This window comes from Sphingomonas sp., assembly GCF_017744835.1.
Classification (GTDB): domain Bacteria; phylum Pseudomonadota; class Alphaproteobacteria; order Sphingomonadales; family Sphingomonadaceae; genus Sphingomonas.
In genome coordinates this window covers 16,750-31,795 of the sequence record NZ_JAGIAM010000007.1, presented here as the reverse complement: position 1 = coordinate 31,795, position 15,046 = coordinate 16,750, and the positions used below count along the sequence as shown (strand labels likewise).

Here is a 15,046-nt window from a genome sequence, read left to right as displayed (position 1 = left end):
CGCCGGTTCTAACCTCTCGCTAACCAGCGGGGGCTAGACTCCGCGCGTGACCAGCCAGACGACATCCCAATTCGCCCGGCCGCGCATCGATGCGCGCGCGCTCCTCGGGCTCTACGATCCCGCCGATACGACGGATTGGGGGCCGATTCGCGCCGCGCAGCTCCACGCCGGCCGACAGCTCGCGCTATTCATGCTGGCGGCAAACCTGATCGGTGCCTCGCTCGTCACGCTCATCCTGGCACCGCTGGTGCCGCTGTGGCAGCTCGCCAGCTGGGGCGCGCTCGTCGCGGCGGTGGCGTGCGCAGTCGCCTTCCGTCGCCTGTCGAAGCGGCACCGCGACGCCGTCATCGCCTCGCTCAAGGATGTTCGCGACACCGGCCTGGACGGCATCGGGTTGGGCCTGGTCTGGTCGATCCTGCCGCTCGCCTTCGGCCGCATGGTCGATCCGGGCGCGGCGCTGGGGCTGTGGATCGTGCTGTCGGTGCTGATGACCGCATCGGCCGTAGCCATGGCCGCGCTGCCGCTGGCCACGATTGTGTTCGTGTCGATCCTGGGTATCGCGATTACCACGACGCTGGCCTTGATCGCGACGCCGGTGATGGCGGCGGCATCGGCGCTGTTCACACTGCTGCTCGCGATCGCCACCTTCGGTCGCGGCAAGGCACTGGTGGTGATTCGCGCCAACGAGATCGCGCTGGCCGAACGCGACGAGACCGTGAGCCTGCTGCTGCGCGAGTTCGAGGATTCGGGCGCCGACTGGCTGTGGGAAATCGATGCCCAGCGTCGCGTGATCCGTGCCAACCCTCGCTTCGCGGTCTCGGTGGGCGCCGACCCCAAGACGATCAACGGCACGGCCTTCTTGCAGATCCTGGCCGGCCCGACGTGGGAATCGGGCAATTTCGCGCCGGCGCTGCGCACGCTCGCCGAGAAGCTCAAGCAGCGCGAGCCGTTCAGCGATCTGCTGCTCCCGGTCTATGTCAACGGCGAGGAGCGGTGGTGGGAAATGTCCGCTTCCCCGCGCTTCGACGAACGCGGCGCCTTCGTCGGCTTCCGCGGCGTCGGCTCGGACGTCACCGAGCAGCGCAAGTCGCAGGACCAGATCAGCAAGATGGCGCGGTTCGACACGCTCACCGGCCTGCCCAATCGCCTGCTGATCAACGAGGCGCTGATGCGCGCCATGGCCGACGCCGAGAAATGGAGCTCGCGCTGCGCGTTCATGATGATCGACTTGGATCGCTTCAAGGCGGTCAACGACACGCTCGGCCATCCCGTGGGCGACCGGCTGCTCGGCCGCGTCTCCGAGCGGCTCCAGCTGCTGATGACCGACAATGAGATGATCGGCCGGCTGGGCGGCGACGAGTTCGCCGTCGTGGTGCGCGACGCGACCGACACCGCGCGAATCGAGCGGCTGGCGCAAACGATCATCGAGACGCTGTCGCAGCCCTATGAGGTCGACGCGCACACGCTCTACATCGGCGCGTCGGTCGGCGTGGCGATCGGCCCGCGCGACGGTCGGACCGCCGAGATGCTGATCCGTTCGGCCGACCTCGCGCTCTATCGGTCGAAGGATGCCGGCGGCGGCGTCTTCCACGCCTATGAGCCGCAACTCCACATGGCGGCAGAGGAGCGGCGCGTGCTCGAGATCGCGCTGCGCAACGCCGTCGAGAACGGCCAGCTCCACCTGGTCTATCAGCCGGTCGTCAATGCCGCGACGGGCGCGCTCACCGGCTTCGAGGCGCTGCTGCGCTGGACGCACCCGGAATTCGGCAATGTCTCGCCTGCCAAGTTCGTGCCGCTGGCCGAGGAAGCGCGGCTGATCGCGCCGATCGGCGAATGGGTGCTCCGTACCGCCTGCGACGAGGCCGCGCGTTGGGACGTGCCCGCGCGAGTCGCAGTCAACGTCAGTCCCGAGCAGCTCCACAATCCGGCATTCGTGAGCGTCGTCGCGCAGGCGCTGGTCCAGTCCGGCCTTCCCCCCGAACGGCTCGAGCTCGAAGTCACCGAGAGCGTGTTCATGCGCGAGGGCACTGCCGCGGTGCAGGTGCTCGAGAAGATCATGGACCTCGGCGTGCGGCTGAGCCTCGACGATTTCGGCACCGGCTATTCGTCGCTCGGCTATCTCGCGCACACGCGCTTCAGCTCGATCAAGATCGACCGCAGCTTCGTCCAGGACGCCTCGCGGGGCACCAAGGAAGCGATCGCGATCATCCGCGCGGTCGTCGCCTTGGCCGACAGCCTGGGCATGGCGACCACCGCCGAAGGGGTCGAGACCGAGGAAGAGCACATCATGGTGCAGCAGCTCGGCTGCACCAAGGTGCAGGGCTATTATTTCGGCCGGCCGCTTCCGGTGGAGGAAGCCCGCGCGCTCACGCTGCGCCCGACGGGCAGCACCGCCGCCGCCTGACGTCGGCGGCGCACGACGCGGAATTCCACGCGAAGATCGCGATCCGCCGCGCGAGCGCTTGCTTTCCTGCGCGACAGAAAATAGGAGCGGTGGCCGCACAGGGGCGTAGCTCAGCTGGTTAGAGCGTCGGTCTCCAAAACCGAAGGCCCTCGGTTCGAATCCGAGCGCCCCTGCCATCGCGACGCGGAAAGCACACAGGGGCCGCGGTTCCAGCCACCCAAGCCCGGGGGACGCATGTTTCGCCCAATGTACGACTGGGTGCTGCGCCTTGCGCACCACCGCCACGCGCTTCGCAGCCTCGCCATCGTCTCCTTCGCCGAAAGCAGCTTCTTCCCCATCCCGCCCGACGTGATGGTGGTGCCGATGGTGCTCGCACGCCGCGACCGCGCCTGGCTGATCGCCGGCGTGTGCACGCTCTTCTCGGTGCTGGGTGCGATGCTGGGCTATGCCATCGGCTATTATCTGCTCGAGAGCGTCGGCGAGTGGCTGATCCGGCTCTACCACATGGAGGACAAGGTCGGGCAGTTCCAGGAGATGTACGGCCATTACGGCGCCGCGATCATCCTGCTGAAGGGCCTCACCCCGATCCCGTTCAAGCTCGTCACGATCGCGAGCGGCATCGCGCACTTCAACTTCCCGCTGTTCGTGCTGCTGGCGGCGATCACTCGCGGTGCGCGCTTCTTCATCATCGCCGCGCTGCTCAAGCGTTTCGGCGAGCCGGTCCAGGCCTTCATCGAGGAGCGCTTGAACCTCTTCGCCTGGGGTTTCCTGATCCTGCTGATCGGCGGATTCGCGGCAGTCGCATACCTCTGAGTGCGGCGCTTGCCTTGCCCGGGCTTCGTCGCTAGATAGCTGACCCATTCCGACAGCGGTGATGGAACGCGCCGGTCCCTTGCTAGGGAGCGGCAGCGGACCTATGCCCCGCTTCGGCAAAACCGTTTTTCATGCGAGGCGAGCCGCCGTGGCGAAGACCAGTCCGATGCAGTTCATCAACCAGGTGCGGGCCGAGACCGGCAAGATCACCTGGCCGACGCGCAAGGAGACGATCATGACCGGCATCATGGTGCTGATCATGGCGAGCCTGCTCGGCGTCTTCTTCCTGGGCGTGGACGCGATCTTCGATGCGATCGTGCGCTTCCTGCTCAGCCTCGCCCGATAAGAACAGAACAAGGGACAGACAATGGCGCGCTGGTACATCATCCACGCCTACTCGGGCTTCGAGGGCAAGGTCCGCGACCAGATCCTGGCCGACGCGACCCGCATGGGGCTCGACCGTCTCGTCGAGGCCGTCGAGGTGCCGACCGAGACGGTGACCGAGGTCCGCCGCGGCAAGAAGATCCAGTCCGAGCGCAAGTTCTTCCCGGGCTATGTCCTCGCCAAGCTCGAGATGAACGACGACGTTTATCACCTCGTGAAAAACACCCCGAAGGTGACGGGCTTCCTGGGCTCGTCGGGCAAGCCGCAGCCGATCAGCGAGGCCGAGGCCGCGCGCATCCTCAACACCAAGGACGAGGCCGCCTCCGCCGCGCCCAAGACCAAGGTCAAGGTCGATTACGACATCGGCGACACGGTGAAGGTGACCAGCGGCAACTTCGCGACCTTCACCGGCGTGGTCGAGGAGCTCGACTACGACAAGAGCCGCGTGAAGGTCTCGATCTCGATCTTCGGCCGCGCCACCCCGCTGGAGCTGGGGTTCGAGGACGTCGAACGCGTGAAGTGATTGCTCGCAAGAGATTGGGTTTCGAGAGGCCGGGGCGGAGACGCTCCGGCCTTTCTGCTTTTGGGACGATCGCCCACCCTTCGCGGCAACCGCGGAAACATCCAATGCCGGAATATGCGCTATGGGCCGGCGTTCGCATCCAAATGACGCGGTGCGCGTTGGGATCGAATCACGATCTTGGGGGGAGGAATGGACGTAAATTCAGGCGAGGACCTGACCGACATATTCCCCGGCTCCAGCGAGATGGCCGGGGTCATGCGGCGCCATGATTGGTCGTCTTCGCCGCTCGGCGATCCGCGGCAATGGTCGGATGCGCTGAAGATCCCGATGCGGATGCTGCTGACGTCGCGTTTCGAGATGTGGCTCGGCTGGGGCCCTGACCTGTGCTTCTTTTACAACGACGCCTACATCCCGACGCTCGGCCTCAAACACCCCGCCATGTTCGGGCGGCCCTTCCGCGAGGTCTGGTCCGAAATCTACGACGAACTAACCGACCAGGTGGAGAGCGTCTGGGCCGGAGAGGCGACCTGGAACAAGGCGTTGCGCCTTCTGCTCGAGCGCAACGGATATCCGGAAGAGACCTATCACAGCTTTTCGTACAGCCCGCTGCACGAGGCCGACGGCTCGGTCGGGGGGTTGCTCTGCATCGTCACCGAGGAAACCGAGAAGGTCATCACCGAGCGGCGGCTGGAAACGTTGCGGCATTTGGGTGCGGCATTGGTGGGCGCCGCCGACACCTCGATGATCCTGGACGCCGCACGGTCTGTGTTCGCCGCCAATCGCCGCGACTTCCCCTTTGCCGCCCTGCGATTGCTCGACGACGAGCATCCGGACGACACCGCTTACGCGACCGACCCGTCGCTGATTCCGGCCATCGACGCCATTTCGGGGTTCGACGCCGATCCCGCGGGAACGCTCCTAACCCTGCCCGAGGACCATCCTTGGCCGACCGGCGACTGGGACCGGGCACCGCGCCAAGCCATTGCGATAGCGGTACCGGGCCCGGTGGGCGAGGCGCCGCTGGGAACGCTCGTGCTCGGCCTCAATCCCTATCGCCCCGACGATCCGGACGTCCTGAACATCGCGCGGCTGATCTCGGCGCAGTTCAGCGGCGCGCTGGCCAATGTCACCGAGCGGCGCCTGGCCGAACAGGCGCTGAGCGAAAGCGAAAAGCAGTTCCGTCACCTGGTCCAGGGCGTGACGGACTATGCCATCTACATGATCGATCTCGAAGGGCACGTCTCGAGCTGGAACGAAGGCGCGCGCCGCATCAAGGGTTACGAGCCCGAGGAGATCATTGGCGAGCATTTCTCTCGCTTCTACACCGAGGAGGACCGAGCCCGCGGCGAGCCGGCCCACGCGCTGGAGACAGCACGACGCGAGGGCCGCTTCCTTGCCGAGGGATGGCGGGTCCGCAAGGATGGCGAGCGTTTCCGGGCGAGCGTCGTCATCGACGCCATTCGCGATGACGCGGGCAAGCCGATCGGCTTCGCCAAGATCACGCGCGACGTCACCGAGCGCGAAGCCACGCAACTCGAGCTGGAACAGGCACGCGAGGCGCTGTTCCAGTCGCAGAAGATGGAAGCGATCGGCCAGCTGACCGGCGGCATCGCGCACGACTTCAACAATCTGCTGATGGCGGTGCTCAGCAGCCTGGACCTGCTGCGCAAGCGGATCCCCGAAGACCCACTCACCCAACGCTTCCTCGATAACGCCATCCAGGGTGCGCAGCGCGGCGCAACCCTGACGCAGCGGATGCTGGCGTTCGCCCGCCGCCAGGACCTCAAGATGGGCAAGGTCGACCTCTCGCAGCTGCTCAGCGGGATGGGGGACCTTGTTCAGCGCTCGATCGGCACCGAATGGCCGATATCGACCAATCTTCCCATCGGCCTTCCCCGGGTAAAGGCGGATGCCAACCAACTCGAAATGGCGCTGCTCAACCTGATCGTGAACGCCCGCGACGCGACGCCTTCGGGTGGTCCGATCGTGGTGTCGGCGACGCGGGAGGATGTGGCTGACGGTCACCCCAGGTTGAACGCAGGAAGCTACGTCCGCCTCGTCGTTGCCGACAAGGGGAGCGGCATGGACGAGGAGACCCTGCGGCGGGCCACCGAGCCCTTCTTCACCACCAAAGGCGTGGGCAAGGGAACGGGCCTCGGCCTACCGATGGTGCACGGCATGGCGCATCAGTCCGGTGGCGCATTCGAGCTGCTGAGCGCCGTCGGCGAAGGGACTCGCGCCGTGCTGTGGCTGCCGGTCGCGGAGACGGAAAAGGCCGGTGCCGAACCGGAGGCGCCCGAGGAGATGGCGCCGAAAATATCGCGCCTGACCGTTCTGGTCGTGGACGACGATCCGCTCATCCTGATGAACGTCGCGGCGCTGCTCGAAGATCTGGGACACAAGGTCGTCGAGGCGGATTCGGGCGCGGAGGCGATCGACAAATTCCTGACGGACAACAGCATCGACGTGGTGATTACCGACCAGGCCATGCCGGGCATGACCGGCGCCGAGTTGATCGAGGCGATCCGCGGCACCGGATCGGACGTCCCGATCATCGTCGCGAGCGGATATGGCGAGGGAATGGAGGGACTCGGCGGGGACGTCATCCGCCTCGGCAAGCCGTTCAACCAGGTCCACCTGGCGCGCGCAATCGCCGAGGCGTCGGAGAAGCTGCCGGTCAAGGCGGCGATCCCTTGATTGCCTCCTAGTGCCGCCGTGCGATCGAAGGCAGGACAGCCTCCACGGGGAGGCGCTCCACGGTGCCCCGGTGGCCGACTACCGTCTTGCCGGCGAACAGCGAGTTGATCACGGCTTCCTCGGCCGCCTCCGCAACAGCCTGGAACAGCGGAGACAGCGCCTCGTTGCGCAGGTCGGTCACCTGCAGCGGCGCCGCGCTCCCTTCCTCGCGCCGCACGGCAGGGTTGGTCGAGAAGGCGATCGCATAGTCGCCCGATCCGTTCGAGAAGGACGAGCCCGTCCGGCCGATTCCGATGAAGGCGCGCTCGGCGATGCGGCGGAGGTTGCGGTCCGAGACCGGCGCGTCGGTCGCGATCACCACCACGACCGAGCCGTCGGCGCTCCTGCGCTCGACGGCGTCCTTGAACTCGTAGCGTCCCAGGTTGATACCGACGGGCACGCCCGCGATGCTCAGCACGCCGCCATAGTTGGTCTGGACGAGCACGCCCAGGGTCCATCCCCCCAGCGACGCCGGCAGCTTGCGTGAGGCGGTGCCGATGCCGCCCTTGAAACCGAAGGCCACCGTGCCGGTGCCCGCGCCGACCGGTCCTTCCGCCACCGCACCGCCCCTCGCGCTCTCGATCGCGCGCAGGGCATCGGCGATCGTCACCCGGCGGCGGCGGATGTCGTTGAGCAGCCCGTCGTTGGTCTCCCCAACCACGGCATTGACCGAACGCACCGCTTCGTTGCCGGGCTGCGCCAGCGTCCATTCGACCGATGCCGCCATCGCTTCGGGCACGTTGAGCGTGTTGGTGAGAAGAATCGGCGTCTCGACTTCGCCCAGCTCGACGACCTGGGTCGAGCCGGCAAACTTCCCGAACGCATTGAACGCGACGAAGCCGGCCGGCACGCGCGAGCGGAAGACGTTGCCGCCATGGGGGAGGATCGCAGTGACGCCGGTGTGGACATCCTTGCCTTCCTCGATCGTGACTTGGCCGACGCGGACGCCAGCGACATCCGTGATCGCATTGAGCGGGCCGGTCGGCAGGACGCCGATCACGACCCCCGCCTCTCGCGCCCGCTGCCCGGCAGGCGCCGCCGATGCCAGCGTCAGAAGGCCCACCCCCGCGATCACTCTGCTCAGTCTCATCCGTCCCTCCCCCATGTGCTTCAAAAGCGCCCGCTCAGAGCCGCGCAGGCGAGAGCGTCGCCGCGTCGATCCCCATTTCCGCGAGCGGTTCGGGCCATGGCTGGCGAAGGACCAGCGCTGCAGCGGCCGCGGAAAGCGCGGGCGAGGTCTGCAGGCCTGCCCCGCCCTGCCCCGCCAGCCAGAAGAATCCCTCCGCCGCGGCGTCGTAACCCACCGCAGGATTGCCGTCGGGGAAGAAGGACCGCAGCCCGGCCCAGCGCGCGGCGATGCGGCGGACTGCGATCGTGGTCGCTTCCTCGACGCGCCAGGCCGCGGTCGCCACGTCGATCTCCTCGGGCTGGGCGTCAGCCGGATCGGTCGGCGTCACGTCCATCGGCGAGGCGAGCAGCTTGCCGGCGTCGGGGAGCATGTAGAAGCCGTCGTCGATCACCGTCTTGAGGAAGGGCCAGTTGTCAACTGCCTGCCCCTCGGGCGCGTCGAAGCCGATGATCGTCCGGCGCATCGGCTGCAGGCCCAGCGGACGAACGCCCGCCGCCTCGGCGACGCGGTCCGCCCAGGCGCCCGCGGCATTGACGATCGTCCGTGCGGACCAGCTCGCCGAGGGCGTGTCGACCACCCAGCGCTCGCCTGCGCGGCGGATGGCGAGCACCTCAGCGCCGGTCACGATCTTGCCGCCCTGCGCAGCGATCGCGCGGGTGTGCGACTGGAGCAGCGCGTGCGAATCGATGCGGCGCGCGCCCTCGTCGCAGACGCCCTGGACGAAATGCTCGCCGCCGACGCGCAGCACCGGAACGCGGTCGGTGAGCTCGCTGCCTTCGAGGTGGCGGACATTTTGCGAGACGCTGCGCATCCCGCGCTCGAGCGTCGCAAGCTGGTCGAGCTCGCTCTCCCGCGCGATGAACAGCGCCGGATGGGCGGAGGACAGTGGCGGGTGTTCCGGGTCGGCGGGCGGCTCGGCGAAGGCGGGCGCGCTCGCCATGGTCAGCGCACGCACCAGCGGGGTGCCGATGCCGAGGTGCAGCCAGGTCGCGCTACGCCCCGACGAATGATAGCCGAGCGCATCCTCACGCTCGAGCACGACAACCGACGCGTGCCCTGCCAGCCGCGCGGCGCAGGACAGGCCGGCGATGCCGCCGCCGATGACAAGAATATCGACGGCTTCGGTCACGCAGGCTCCCCTTGAACTGGTCGCCGGCACCGGCGAGGCGATGCACTGTGCGAGGCGCGCCCGCCGACGTCCAATGCATTGTCGGCAAAAGCCATGCGCCACGGGCATGGCGCAGGATTCTGTCCGGCAAGCACTTGTCCGAACAGGCGACGAACCGAGGGCGATTGCAAACAATCGATGCCGCACAGCGAAGCGTTCGTGATATGCTCCGCACCAGTCGCGCGGGTTACACCAATTTACACCGTGCAAATTGACGCCGGACGGAGCGGGCAAGCATAGTCCCCGCCGCATTGCAGACGACTGAGGGACGCGCCCGCGCGCGCCCGGCTCTAGTTCCCTCGACTGAAGGAGATGGGACGATGCAGACGGTGGATTATCGCTTCGACCAGGGTCTGACGATGGAGATACTCGAAAAGGTCGGGATCGCAGTACTGATCCTTGTGGTGACCTGGGCGCTGGCCAAGGCGGCGCAATGGGCGTTCGCCAAGCTGGTCGACAAGGTGAAGGTGCTGCGGCGCGGCACCGAGAGCGGCGCGACGGTCGGCCATTCCCTAGGCCGCATCGTCAGCCTGCTGATCTGGCTGCTGGGCCTGCTGGCCGTGCTCCAGGTGTTCGACCTGGGCGGCGTGATGGGGCCGGTGCAGACGCTGCTCAACAACATCATGGCCTTCATCCCAAATCTGATCGGCGCAGGCCTGATCTTCTTCATCGGGCTGATGGTGGCGCGGATCGTCCGCGACATCGTGGTGACGGCGCTCCAGACGGTCGACTTCGACAAATGGGTCAATCGCGGCGGCGTCCAGACGGTGACCGGCAACACGACGCTCAGCCGAACGATCGGAACGATCGTCTATGTGCTGATCGTCGTGCCGGTGGCGATCGCGGCGCTGGAGGCGCTCGACATCGCGACGATCTCCGGCCCCGCGAGCAACATGCTGCAGCTCATCTTCGGGGCGATCCCGCGGATCCTGGGCGCGGCGGTGCTGCTCGGGATCGGCTATCTGATCTCGGTGTTCGTGGCGCAGATCCTGAAGGAAGTGCTGCCGGGGCTCGGCGTCGACCGTTCGCTCGAATCGGTGGAAGTGCTCCCCTCCGGCACCACCGCGACCGGCGTGCTGGTGCGCGTGGTGCAGATCGCGATCATCCTGTTCTTCGCGATCGCGGCGACGCGGCTGCTGGGCTTCCCCGAGCTAACCGCGATCCTCGACCAGGTGCTGGCTCTCGGCGGGCACGTGATCTTCGGCGCGGTGGTGGTGCTGTTCGGCTTCCTGGTGGCGCGGCTGCTCGAGAAGCTGATCTCGGGCACCGGCGAGGCGCCGTTGGCCGCGACGATCGTCAAATGGGCGGCGATCGTGCTGTTCACCTTCATGGGGCTGCAGTTCATGGGCGTGGGTGAGGAGATCGTCCAGATCGCCTTCGCCGCGCTGGTGGTCGGCGGTGCCGTGGCGGGCGCGCTCGCCTTCGGGCTCGGCGGGCGCGAATGGGCCAAGCGCAAGCTCGAGCAGCTCGATGCCGCGGCGCAGAAGGACCGCACCCCGCCGCCGCTGGCCTGACACCCTCCGTTCCCGTAGACTGGGGCGCGAACCATGCCCTCGCGCCCCTCTTTTTTGTGGCGAGCCCGCAGGTTGCCATCGCGGCGCAACTGGGCTAAGGGCCCGCGCTTCCAAAGCCACAGCGTTGGAAACCCTGCGGGAGGGCCCGCTCGATTCGAGCGTGTCCGGCTGTACCGCTAAACTTGATCAGGGGCCCGCGGCTTCGCCCGCGCGCTCCGGAAAGAGAGTGACATGGCAAAGAAGATTACCGGCTATATCAAGCTGCAGGTGCCCGCCGGCGCCGCAAATCCCTCGCCTCCGATCGGCCCTGCCCTGGGTCAGCGCGGCGTGAACATCATGGAATTCTGCAAGGCGTTCAACGCGCAGACCGGCGACACCGAGAAGGGCACGCCCCTTCCCACCGTCATCACCGTCTATGCGGACCGTTCGTTCTCGTTCGAGACCAAGACCCCGCCGGCGACCTATCTGATCAAGAAGGCCGTCAACCTGAAGTCGGGCTCGAAGGAGCCGGGCAAGGTGAGCGCGGGCAAGATCAAGCGCTCGCAGCTGAGCGAGATCGCCCAGATCAAGATGAAGGACCTGAACGCCAACGACATCGAGGCAGCGACCAAGATCATCGAAGGCTCCGCCCGCGCGATGGGCCTCGAAGTGGTGGAGGGCTGACACGATGGCTAAGCTGACCAAGAAGCAGAAGACCTGGACCGTCGACAGCGAGAAGCTGCACGGCGTGGACGAGGCGATCGCGATCGTGAAGGCGAACGCGACCAGCAAGTTCGACGAGACCGTCGAAGTCGCGCTCAACCTGGGCGTCGATCCGCGCCACGCCGACCAGATGGTCCGCGGCGTCGTGACTCTCCCCAAGGGCACCGGCAAGACCGTGCGCGTCGGCGTGTTCGCCCGCGGCGCCAAGGCCGACGAAGCGACTGCCGCTGGCGCGGACGTCGTCGGCGCCGAGGACCTGATGGAAGCCATCCAGGGCGGCAAGATCGACTTCGATCGCTGCATCGCCACCCCGGACATGATGGGCCTGGTCGGCCGCCTCGGTAAGGTGCTGGGTCCGAAGGGCCTGATGCCGAACCCGAAGCTCGGCACCGTGACCATGAACGTCGGCGAGGCCGTCAAGGCCGCCAAGGGTGGTCAGGTCGAGTATCGCGTCGAGAAGGCGGGCATCATCCACTCGGGCATCGGCAAGGCGTCGTTCCCGGCCGAGGACCTGCGCGCGAACTTCGACGCGCTGGTCGACGCGGTGGTCAAGGCCAAGCCGTCGGGCGCCAAGGGCAAGTACCTGAAGAAGGTCGCGCTTTCGTCGACGATGGGTCCGGGCGTGAAGGTGGACGTCGCCGAAGTGGCGACCGCCTGAACCCTGTCCCAGGACAAGTAAGCGAAAGGGCCGGGAGCGATCCCGGCCCTTTCTTTATTGGCGGCGCGCGCATGATCCTCCGCGAACGGAGGGGAATGCCATGGGGCTTGCAATCATGCAGGCAGGGCCGGGCTGGCGCTGATCGCCCCCTCCCTCCCCGCTCGCGGTTCGCGGCACGCTCGAGAAGCCCAGCCGCTGGCGCTGCCTGCCGGCGGTTGAGCGTGCCGACGAGCGCTTTGTCGCTATTTTCGCGGGTAAAAGCGCTCCAGCATCATCTACTCACCGGAGGGAATGCACGGCCGGACAGAATCGCCATTGTCGCCCTCCCGGCGCTCCGCTTGGTTGTGACGGGTCGTTAACCATTGGAAGATTGCGATGTCCCCGTTCGTAACGAAACTTGCCCCTGTTGTCGTGCTCGTGGTCGGCGCCGTCGGCTTGAGCGGCTGTGCCACCAAGGGCTTCGTGCGAGAGCAGGTCGCGCTCGTCGGTCAGCGTGTCGACACGCTGGAGGCGAAGGTGCAGGAGACCGACGGCACGGCCAAGGCCGCGCTGGCGGAAGCGCAGGCGGCGTCGGGCCAGGCCCGCAACAACAGCCAGCGCATCGACCAGCTCAATGGTCGCGTCGACGGCATCGAGCAGCGCATCCGCGAGAAGGAAAACCAGGCCAAGCGGCCGCGCAACTGATCAGCGCGTCAGCGAACGCTGATCCGACTGTGATTACCGGCGCCGGCCCGTCCGGGGCGGGCGCCGGTTCCTTTCCGACGTATCGAGCGATGATGAAAATGTTCGCGGCATTTGCCGCACTCGCGCTGGCTCTTCCCGCGCCCGCAGGCGCGGCAGAACAGGCGCGTCCCCCTGCAACCACCCAGGCGAAGGCCAAGCCGAAGCCCAGGGTCTTTCCCAAGCCCAGGGCGAAGGCTGAGCCGGCCAAAGCCGAGGACGAGCCAGTCAAAACCGAAGCCGAGGCCGCGGCCGAGGCGGAGCGGATGGCTGCGGTCGCGCGCGTCGCCGACTGGATCGCCGCCTCCGGCGACAACGGGTCGCTGCCCTATGCCATCGTCGACAAGAAGGCGGCGGCGCTGCTGCTGTTCAACGCGAAGGGCAAGAGAGTCGCCAAGGTGCCGGTGCTGATCGGAGTCGCAGTGGGCGACGACGCCACCCCCGGCGTGGGCAGCAAGAACCTGGCCGAGATCGGCCCCGCCGAGAAGACGACGCCTGCAGGGCGCTTCCTCGCCCGATACGGGCTAGCCGGCGGCAGGCAGCGCGTGCTCTGGGTCGATTATGCGACCTCGGTGGCGCTCCACCCGATCCCGCCGACGGCCAGCAAGAAGGAGCGCCGCCGTCAGCGGATGCTGTCCCCTACCCCGGAGGACAATCGCATCACCTTCGGCTGCATCAACGTGCCGGTGGCCTTCTATGGCAAGGATCTGCAGCCGCTGTTCCGCAGGAAGGGCGGCTATGTCTATGTGCTGCCCGATACCAAGCCGATCGAGGAGGTGTTCCCGCGGCTGCGCGTCCAGGCAGTGGCGGGCGCGCGCGGATAGCGGCTGTTGCGCGGCCGGCGTGTGCGCTAGGCTCCGAGGCATGCCCGCTCGCCTGGCCAGCTGCAGCTGCGGACAGCTTCGCCTGACCTGCGAAGGCGAGCCGCTGCGCGTCTCGATCTGCCACTGCCTCGAGTGCCAGAAGCGCACCGGCAGCGTCTTCGCGGTGCAGGCACGCTTTCCGCGCGACCGGGTGACCGTCGAGGGCCACGCCGCGCAATGGACCCGGCGCGGCGACAGCGGCACCGCGGCCAGCTTCCATTTCTGTGCCACCTGCGGATCGACCGTTTATTGGGAGCCGGAGGCGATGCCGGACGTCCTCTATGTGGCGGTGGGCGCATTCGCTGACCCCGGCTTCCCGCCACCCCAGGTTTCGGTCTACGAAGAGCGCCGCCACCCCTGGGCACTCGTTGCAGGGGAATTGCCGCTTGAACGTGAGTTCTAGCGCGCGCGACTGCGAGCCGCCCCTCACTCCGCGGGAATCAGGACCAGCCGCTCGCGCGTCCGGTCGTTCCAGACGCTCTCGATATCCCGCAGCGGTACCGCTCGCGCTTCGACACGCAGGGCACCGCGCGCGATGTCCTGCGCCAGCGCCGGCAATTCCTCGAGGATCTGGCGCGTCGACACCGATCCCAGCCCGCTCCCCACGATCTGAAGATTGGCGCTGCGCAGCAAGGCTCCGGGGATCGCGGCGGACTCGCCGGTCATCGATCCGAGATGGACCCAGGTGACCGGCCGTGCGCGATCGCTGCGTTGGCGGAGCAGCGTCTCCATGATCCGCGGTGCTTGCTCGCCCCAGAGGAAATCCAGGACAACGTCGACTTCCGCCGCACGCGTCCCCAGTTGCGGATCGTCGAGCGCGACGGCGTCGGTCGCGTCGAGCACCTTGAGCTCCGCGAGCCGTTTTGCGTCGCGGCCGACGGCAATTACCTGAGACGCACCGAGCCGATGCGCGATCTGGACGGCCATGCTGCCCGAGCTCCCCGTTGCGCCAAGGACAAGGACCCGCATCCCGTCGCGGAAACCGACACGACACCGCAGCGCCAGCCACGAAGCCATCGCCGGGTTCATGCCGGCAGCCATCGCCACCGGATCGCCCTCGGGCGGAAGCTCGAGGCTATGGTCGAGGTCGATCACGGTCCTTTCGGCCAGCGTCCCCATCTCTCCCGGGCCCTGGACGAAGTAGCGCAGTTTCCCGTCGGGGCCACGACCCACGCCGTCCGCCCCCGCGATCAGCGGCAGCGCATCCGCGCTCGAATAATGCCTGCCCGACGCCTTTGCGCGCGTGAGGTGATGCAGTCCGACTGCGAGAACGTCGACGACCATGTGCCCGGAATCGTGCGCGACCGGCTCGGGAACCTCGCCGTAGCGCGGCGGAGCGTCGAAGGCGGTGATGACAGCGGCTTTCATGACAACCTCGCTGATAGTTCGTTATACGAACAATAATTGATGCGTATTACGAACCATGTCAAGC

General features: G+C 67.2%; 14 protein-coding genes and 1 tRNA gene. 12 read left to right on the top strand and 3 right to left on the bottom strand.

Annotated elements, in window-relative coordinates:
* Positions 1 to 46: 46 nt before the first annotated feature.
* The 6 genes from J7500_RS17685 (at position 47) to J7500_RS17660 (ending at position 6,821) form a co-directional block, all read left to right on the top strand.
* Positions 47 to 2,404: a bifunctional diguanylate cyclase/phosphodiesterase gene (locus J7500_RS17685; protein WP_294063380.1), complete on the top strand. Its 2,358-nt coding sequence runs from the start codon at positions 47 to 49 to the stop codon at positions 2,402 to 2,404.
* A 99-nt stretch (positions 2,405 to 2,503) separates the two neighbouring features.
* Positions 2,504 to 2,580 (top strand) — tRNA-Trp (locus J7500_RS17680).
* Between the two features lie 58 nt (positions 2,581 to 2,638).
* Positions 2,639 to 3,217, top strand: coding sequence for a YqaA family protein (locus tag J7500_RS17675; protein ID WP_294063378.1), 579 nt, complete (start codon positions 2,639 to 2,641; stop codon positions 3,215 to 3,217).
* Between the two features lie 148 nt (positions 3,218 to 3,365).
* Positions 3,366 to 3,563 (top strand): preprotein translocase subunit SecE, encoded by a 198-nt coding sequence (gene secE / locus J7500_RS17670; protein WP_294063377.1) that lies wholly within the window; start codon positions 3,366 to 3,368, stop codon positions 3,561 to 3,563.
* Between the two features lie 21 nt (positions 3,564 to 3,584).
* On the top strand, positions 3,585 to 4,124 hold the full coding sequence (gene nusG, locus J7500_RS17665) for a transcription termination/antitermination protein NusG (RefSeq protein ID WP_294063376.1): 540 nt from the start codon (positions 3,585 to 3,587) through the stop codon (positions 4,122 to 4,124).
* Between the two features lie 189 nt (positions 4,125 to 4,313).
* Positions 4,314 to 6,821 carry a PAS domain S-box protein gene (locus tag J7500_RS17660; RefSeq protein ID WP_294063374.1) on the top strand — a complete coding sequence of 836 codons (2,508 nt, stop codon included), beginning with the start codon at positions 4,314 to 4,316 and terminating at the stop codon, positions 6,819 to 6,821.
* A 7-nt stretch (positions 6,822 to 6,828) separates the two neighbouring features.
* Here J7500_RS17660 and J7500_RS17655 read toward each other — a convergent pair whose 3' ends face one another.
* The gene (locus J7500_RS17655; protein WP_294063372.1) at positions 6,829 to 7,950 is read right to left on the bottom strand and encodes a P1 family peptidase; all 1,122 of its coding nucleotides are present in this window, start codon (positions 7,948 to 7,950) and stop codon (positions 6,829 to 6,831) included.
* Positions 7,951 to 7,984: 34 nt separating this feature from the next.
* Entirely contained in the window at positions 7,985 to 9,118 is a 1,134-nt protein-coding gene (locus tag J7500_RS17650; RefSeq protein WP_294063370.1) for an FAD-binding oxidoreductase, read from the bottom strand.
* A 359-nt stretch (positions 9,119 to 9,477) separates the two neighbouring features.
* Between J7500_RS17650 and J7500_RS17645 the strand changes: the two genes are divergently transcribed.
* The 6 genes from J7500_RS17645 (at position 9,478) to J7500_RS17620 (ending at position 14,017) form a co-directional block, all read left to right on the top strand.
* On the top strand, positions 9,478 to 10,671 hold the full coding sequence (locus J7500_RS17645; RefSeq protein ID WP_294063369.1) for a mechanosensitive ion channel: 1,194 nt from the start codon (positions 9,478 to 9,480) through the stop codon (positions 10,669 to 10,671).
* 231 nt (positions 10,672 to 10,902) lie between these two features.
* Complete coding sequence (rplK, locus tag J7500_RS17640; protein ID WP_294063368.1) at positions 10,903 to 11,334, top strand: 50S ribosomal protein L11; 432 nt, start codon at positions 10,903 to 10,905, stop codon at positions 11,332 to 11,334.
* Positions 11,335 to 11,338: 4 nt separating this feature from the next.
* On the top strand, positions 11,339 to 12,031 hold the full coding sequence (rplA, locus tag J7500_RS17635) for a 50S ribosomal protein L1 (RefSeq protein WP_294063367.1): 693 nt from the start codon (positions 11,339 to 11,341) through the stop codon (positions 12,029 to 12,031).
* A gap of 375 nt (positions 12,032 to 12,406) precedes the next feature.
* Positions 12,407 to 12,715 (top strand): hypothetical protein, encoded by a 309-nt coding sequence (locus J7500_RS17630; RefSeq protein ID WP_294063366.1) that lies wholly within the window; start codon positions 12,407 to 12,409, stop codon positions 12,713 to 12,715.
* 89 nt (positions 12,716 to 12,804) lie between these two features.
* On the top strand, positions 12,805 to 13,575 hold the full coding sequence (locus J7500_RS17625) for a hypothetical protein (RefSeq protein WP_294063364.1): 771 nt from the start codon (positions 12,805 to 12,807) through the stop codon (positions 13,573 to 13,575).
* 40 nt (positions 13,576 to 13,615) lie between these two features.
* A complete protein-coding gene (locus tag J7500_RS17620) occupies positions 13,616 to 14,017 on the top strand; it encodes a GFA family protein (RefSeq protein ID WP_294063362.1) in 402 nt (133 codons plus the stop codon).
* 23 nt (positions 14,018 to 14,040) lie between these two features.
* On the opposite strand, the gene J7500_RS17615 is transcribed toward J7500_RS17620, so the two are convergent.
* The gene (locus J7500_RS17615) at positions 14,041 to 14,982 is read right to left on the bottom strand and encodes a zinc-binding alcohol dehydrogenase family protein (protein ID WP_294063360.1); all 942 of its coding nucleotides are present in this window, start codon (positions 14,980 to 14,982) and stop codon (positions 14,041 to 14,043) included.
* Positions 14,983 to 15,046: the final 64 nt, after the last annotated feature.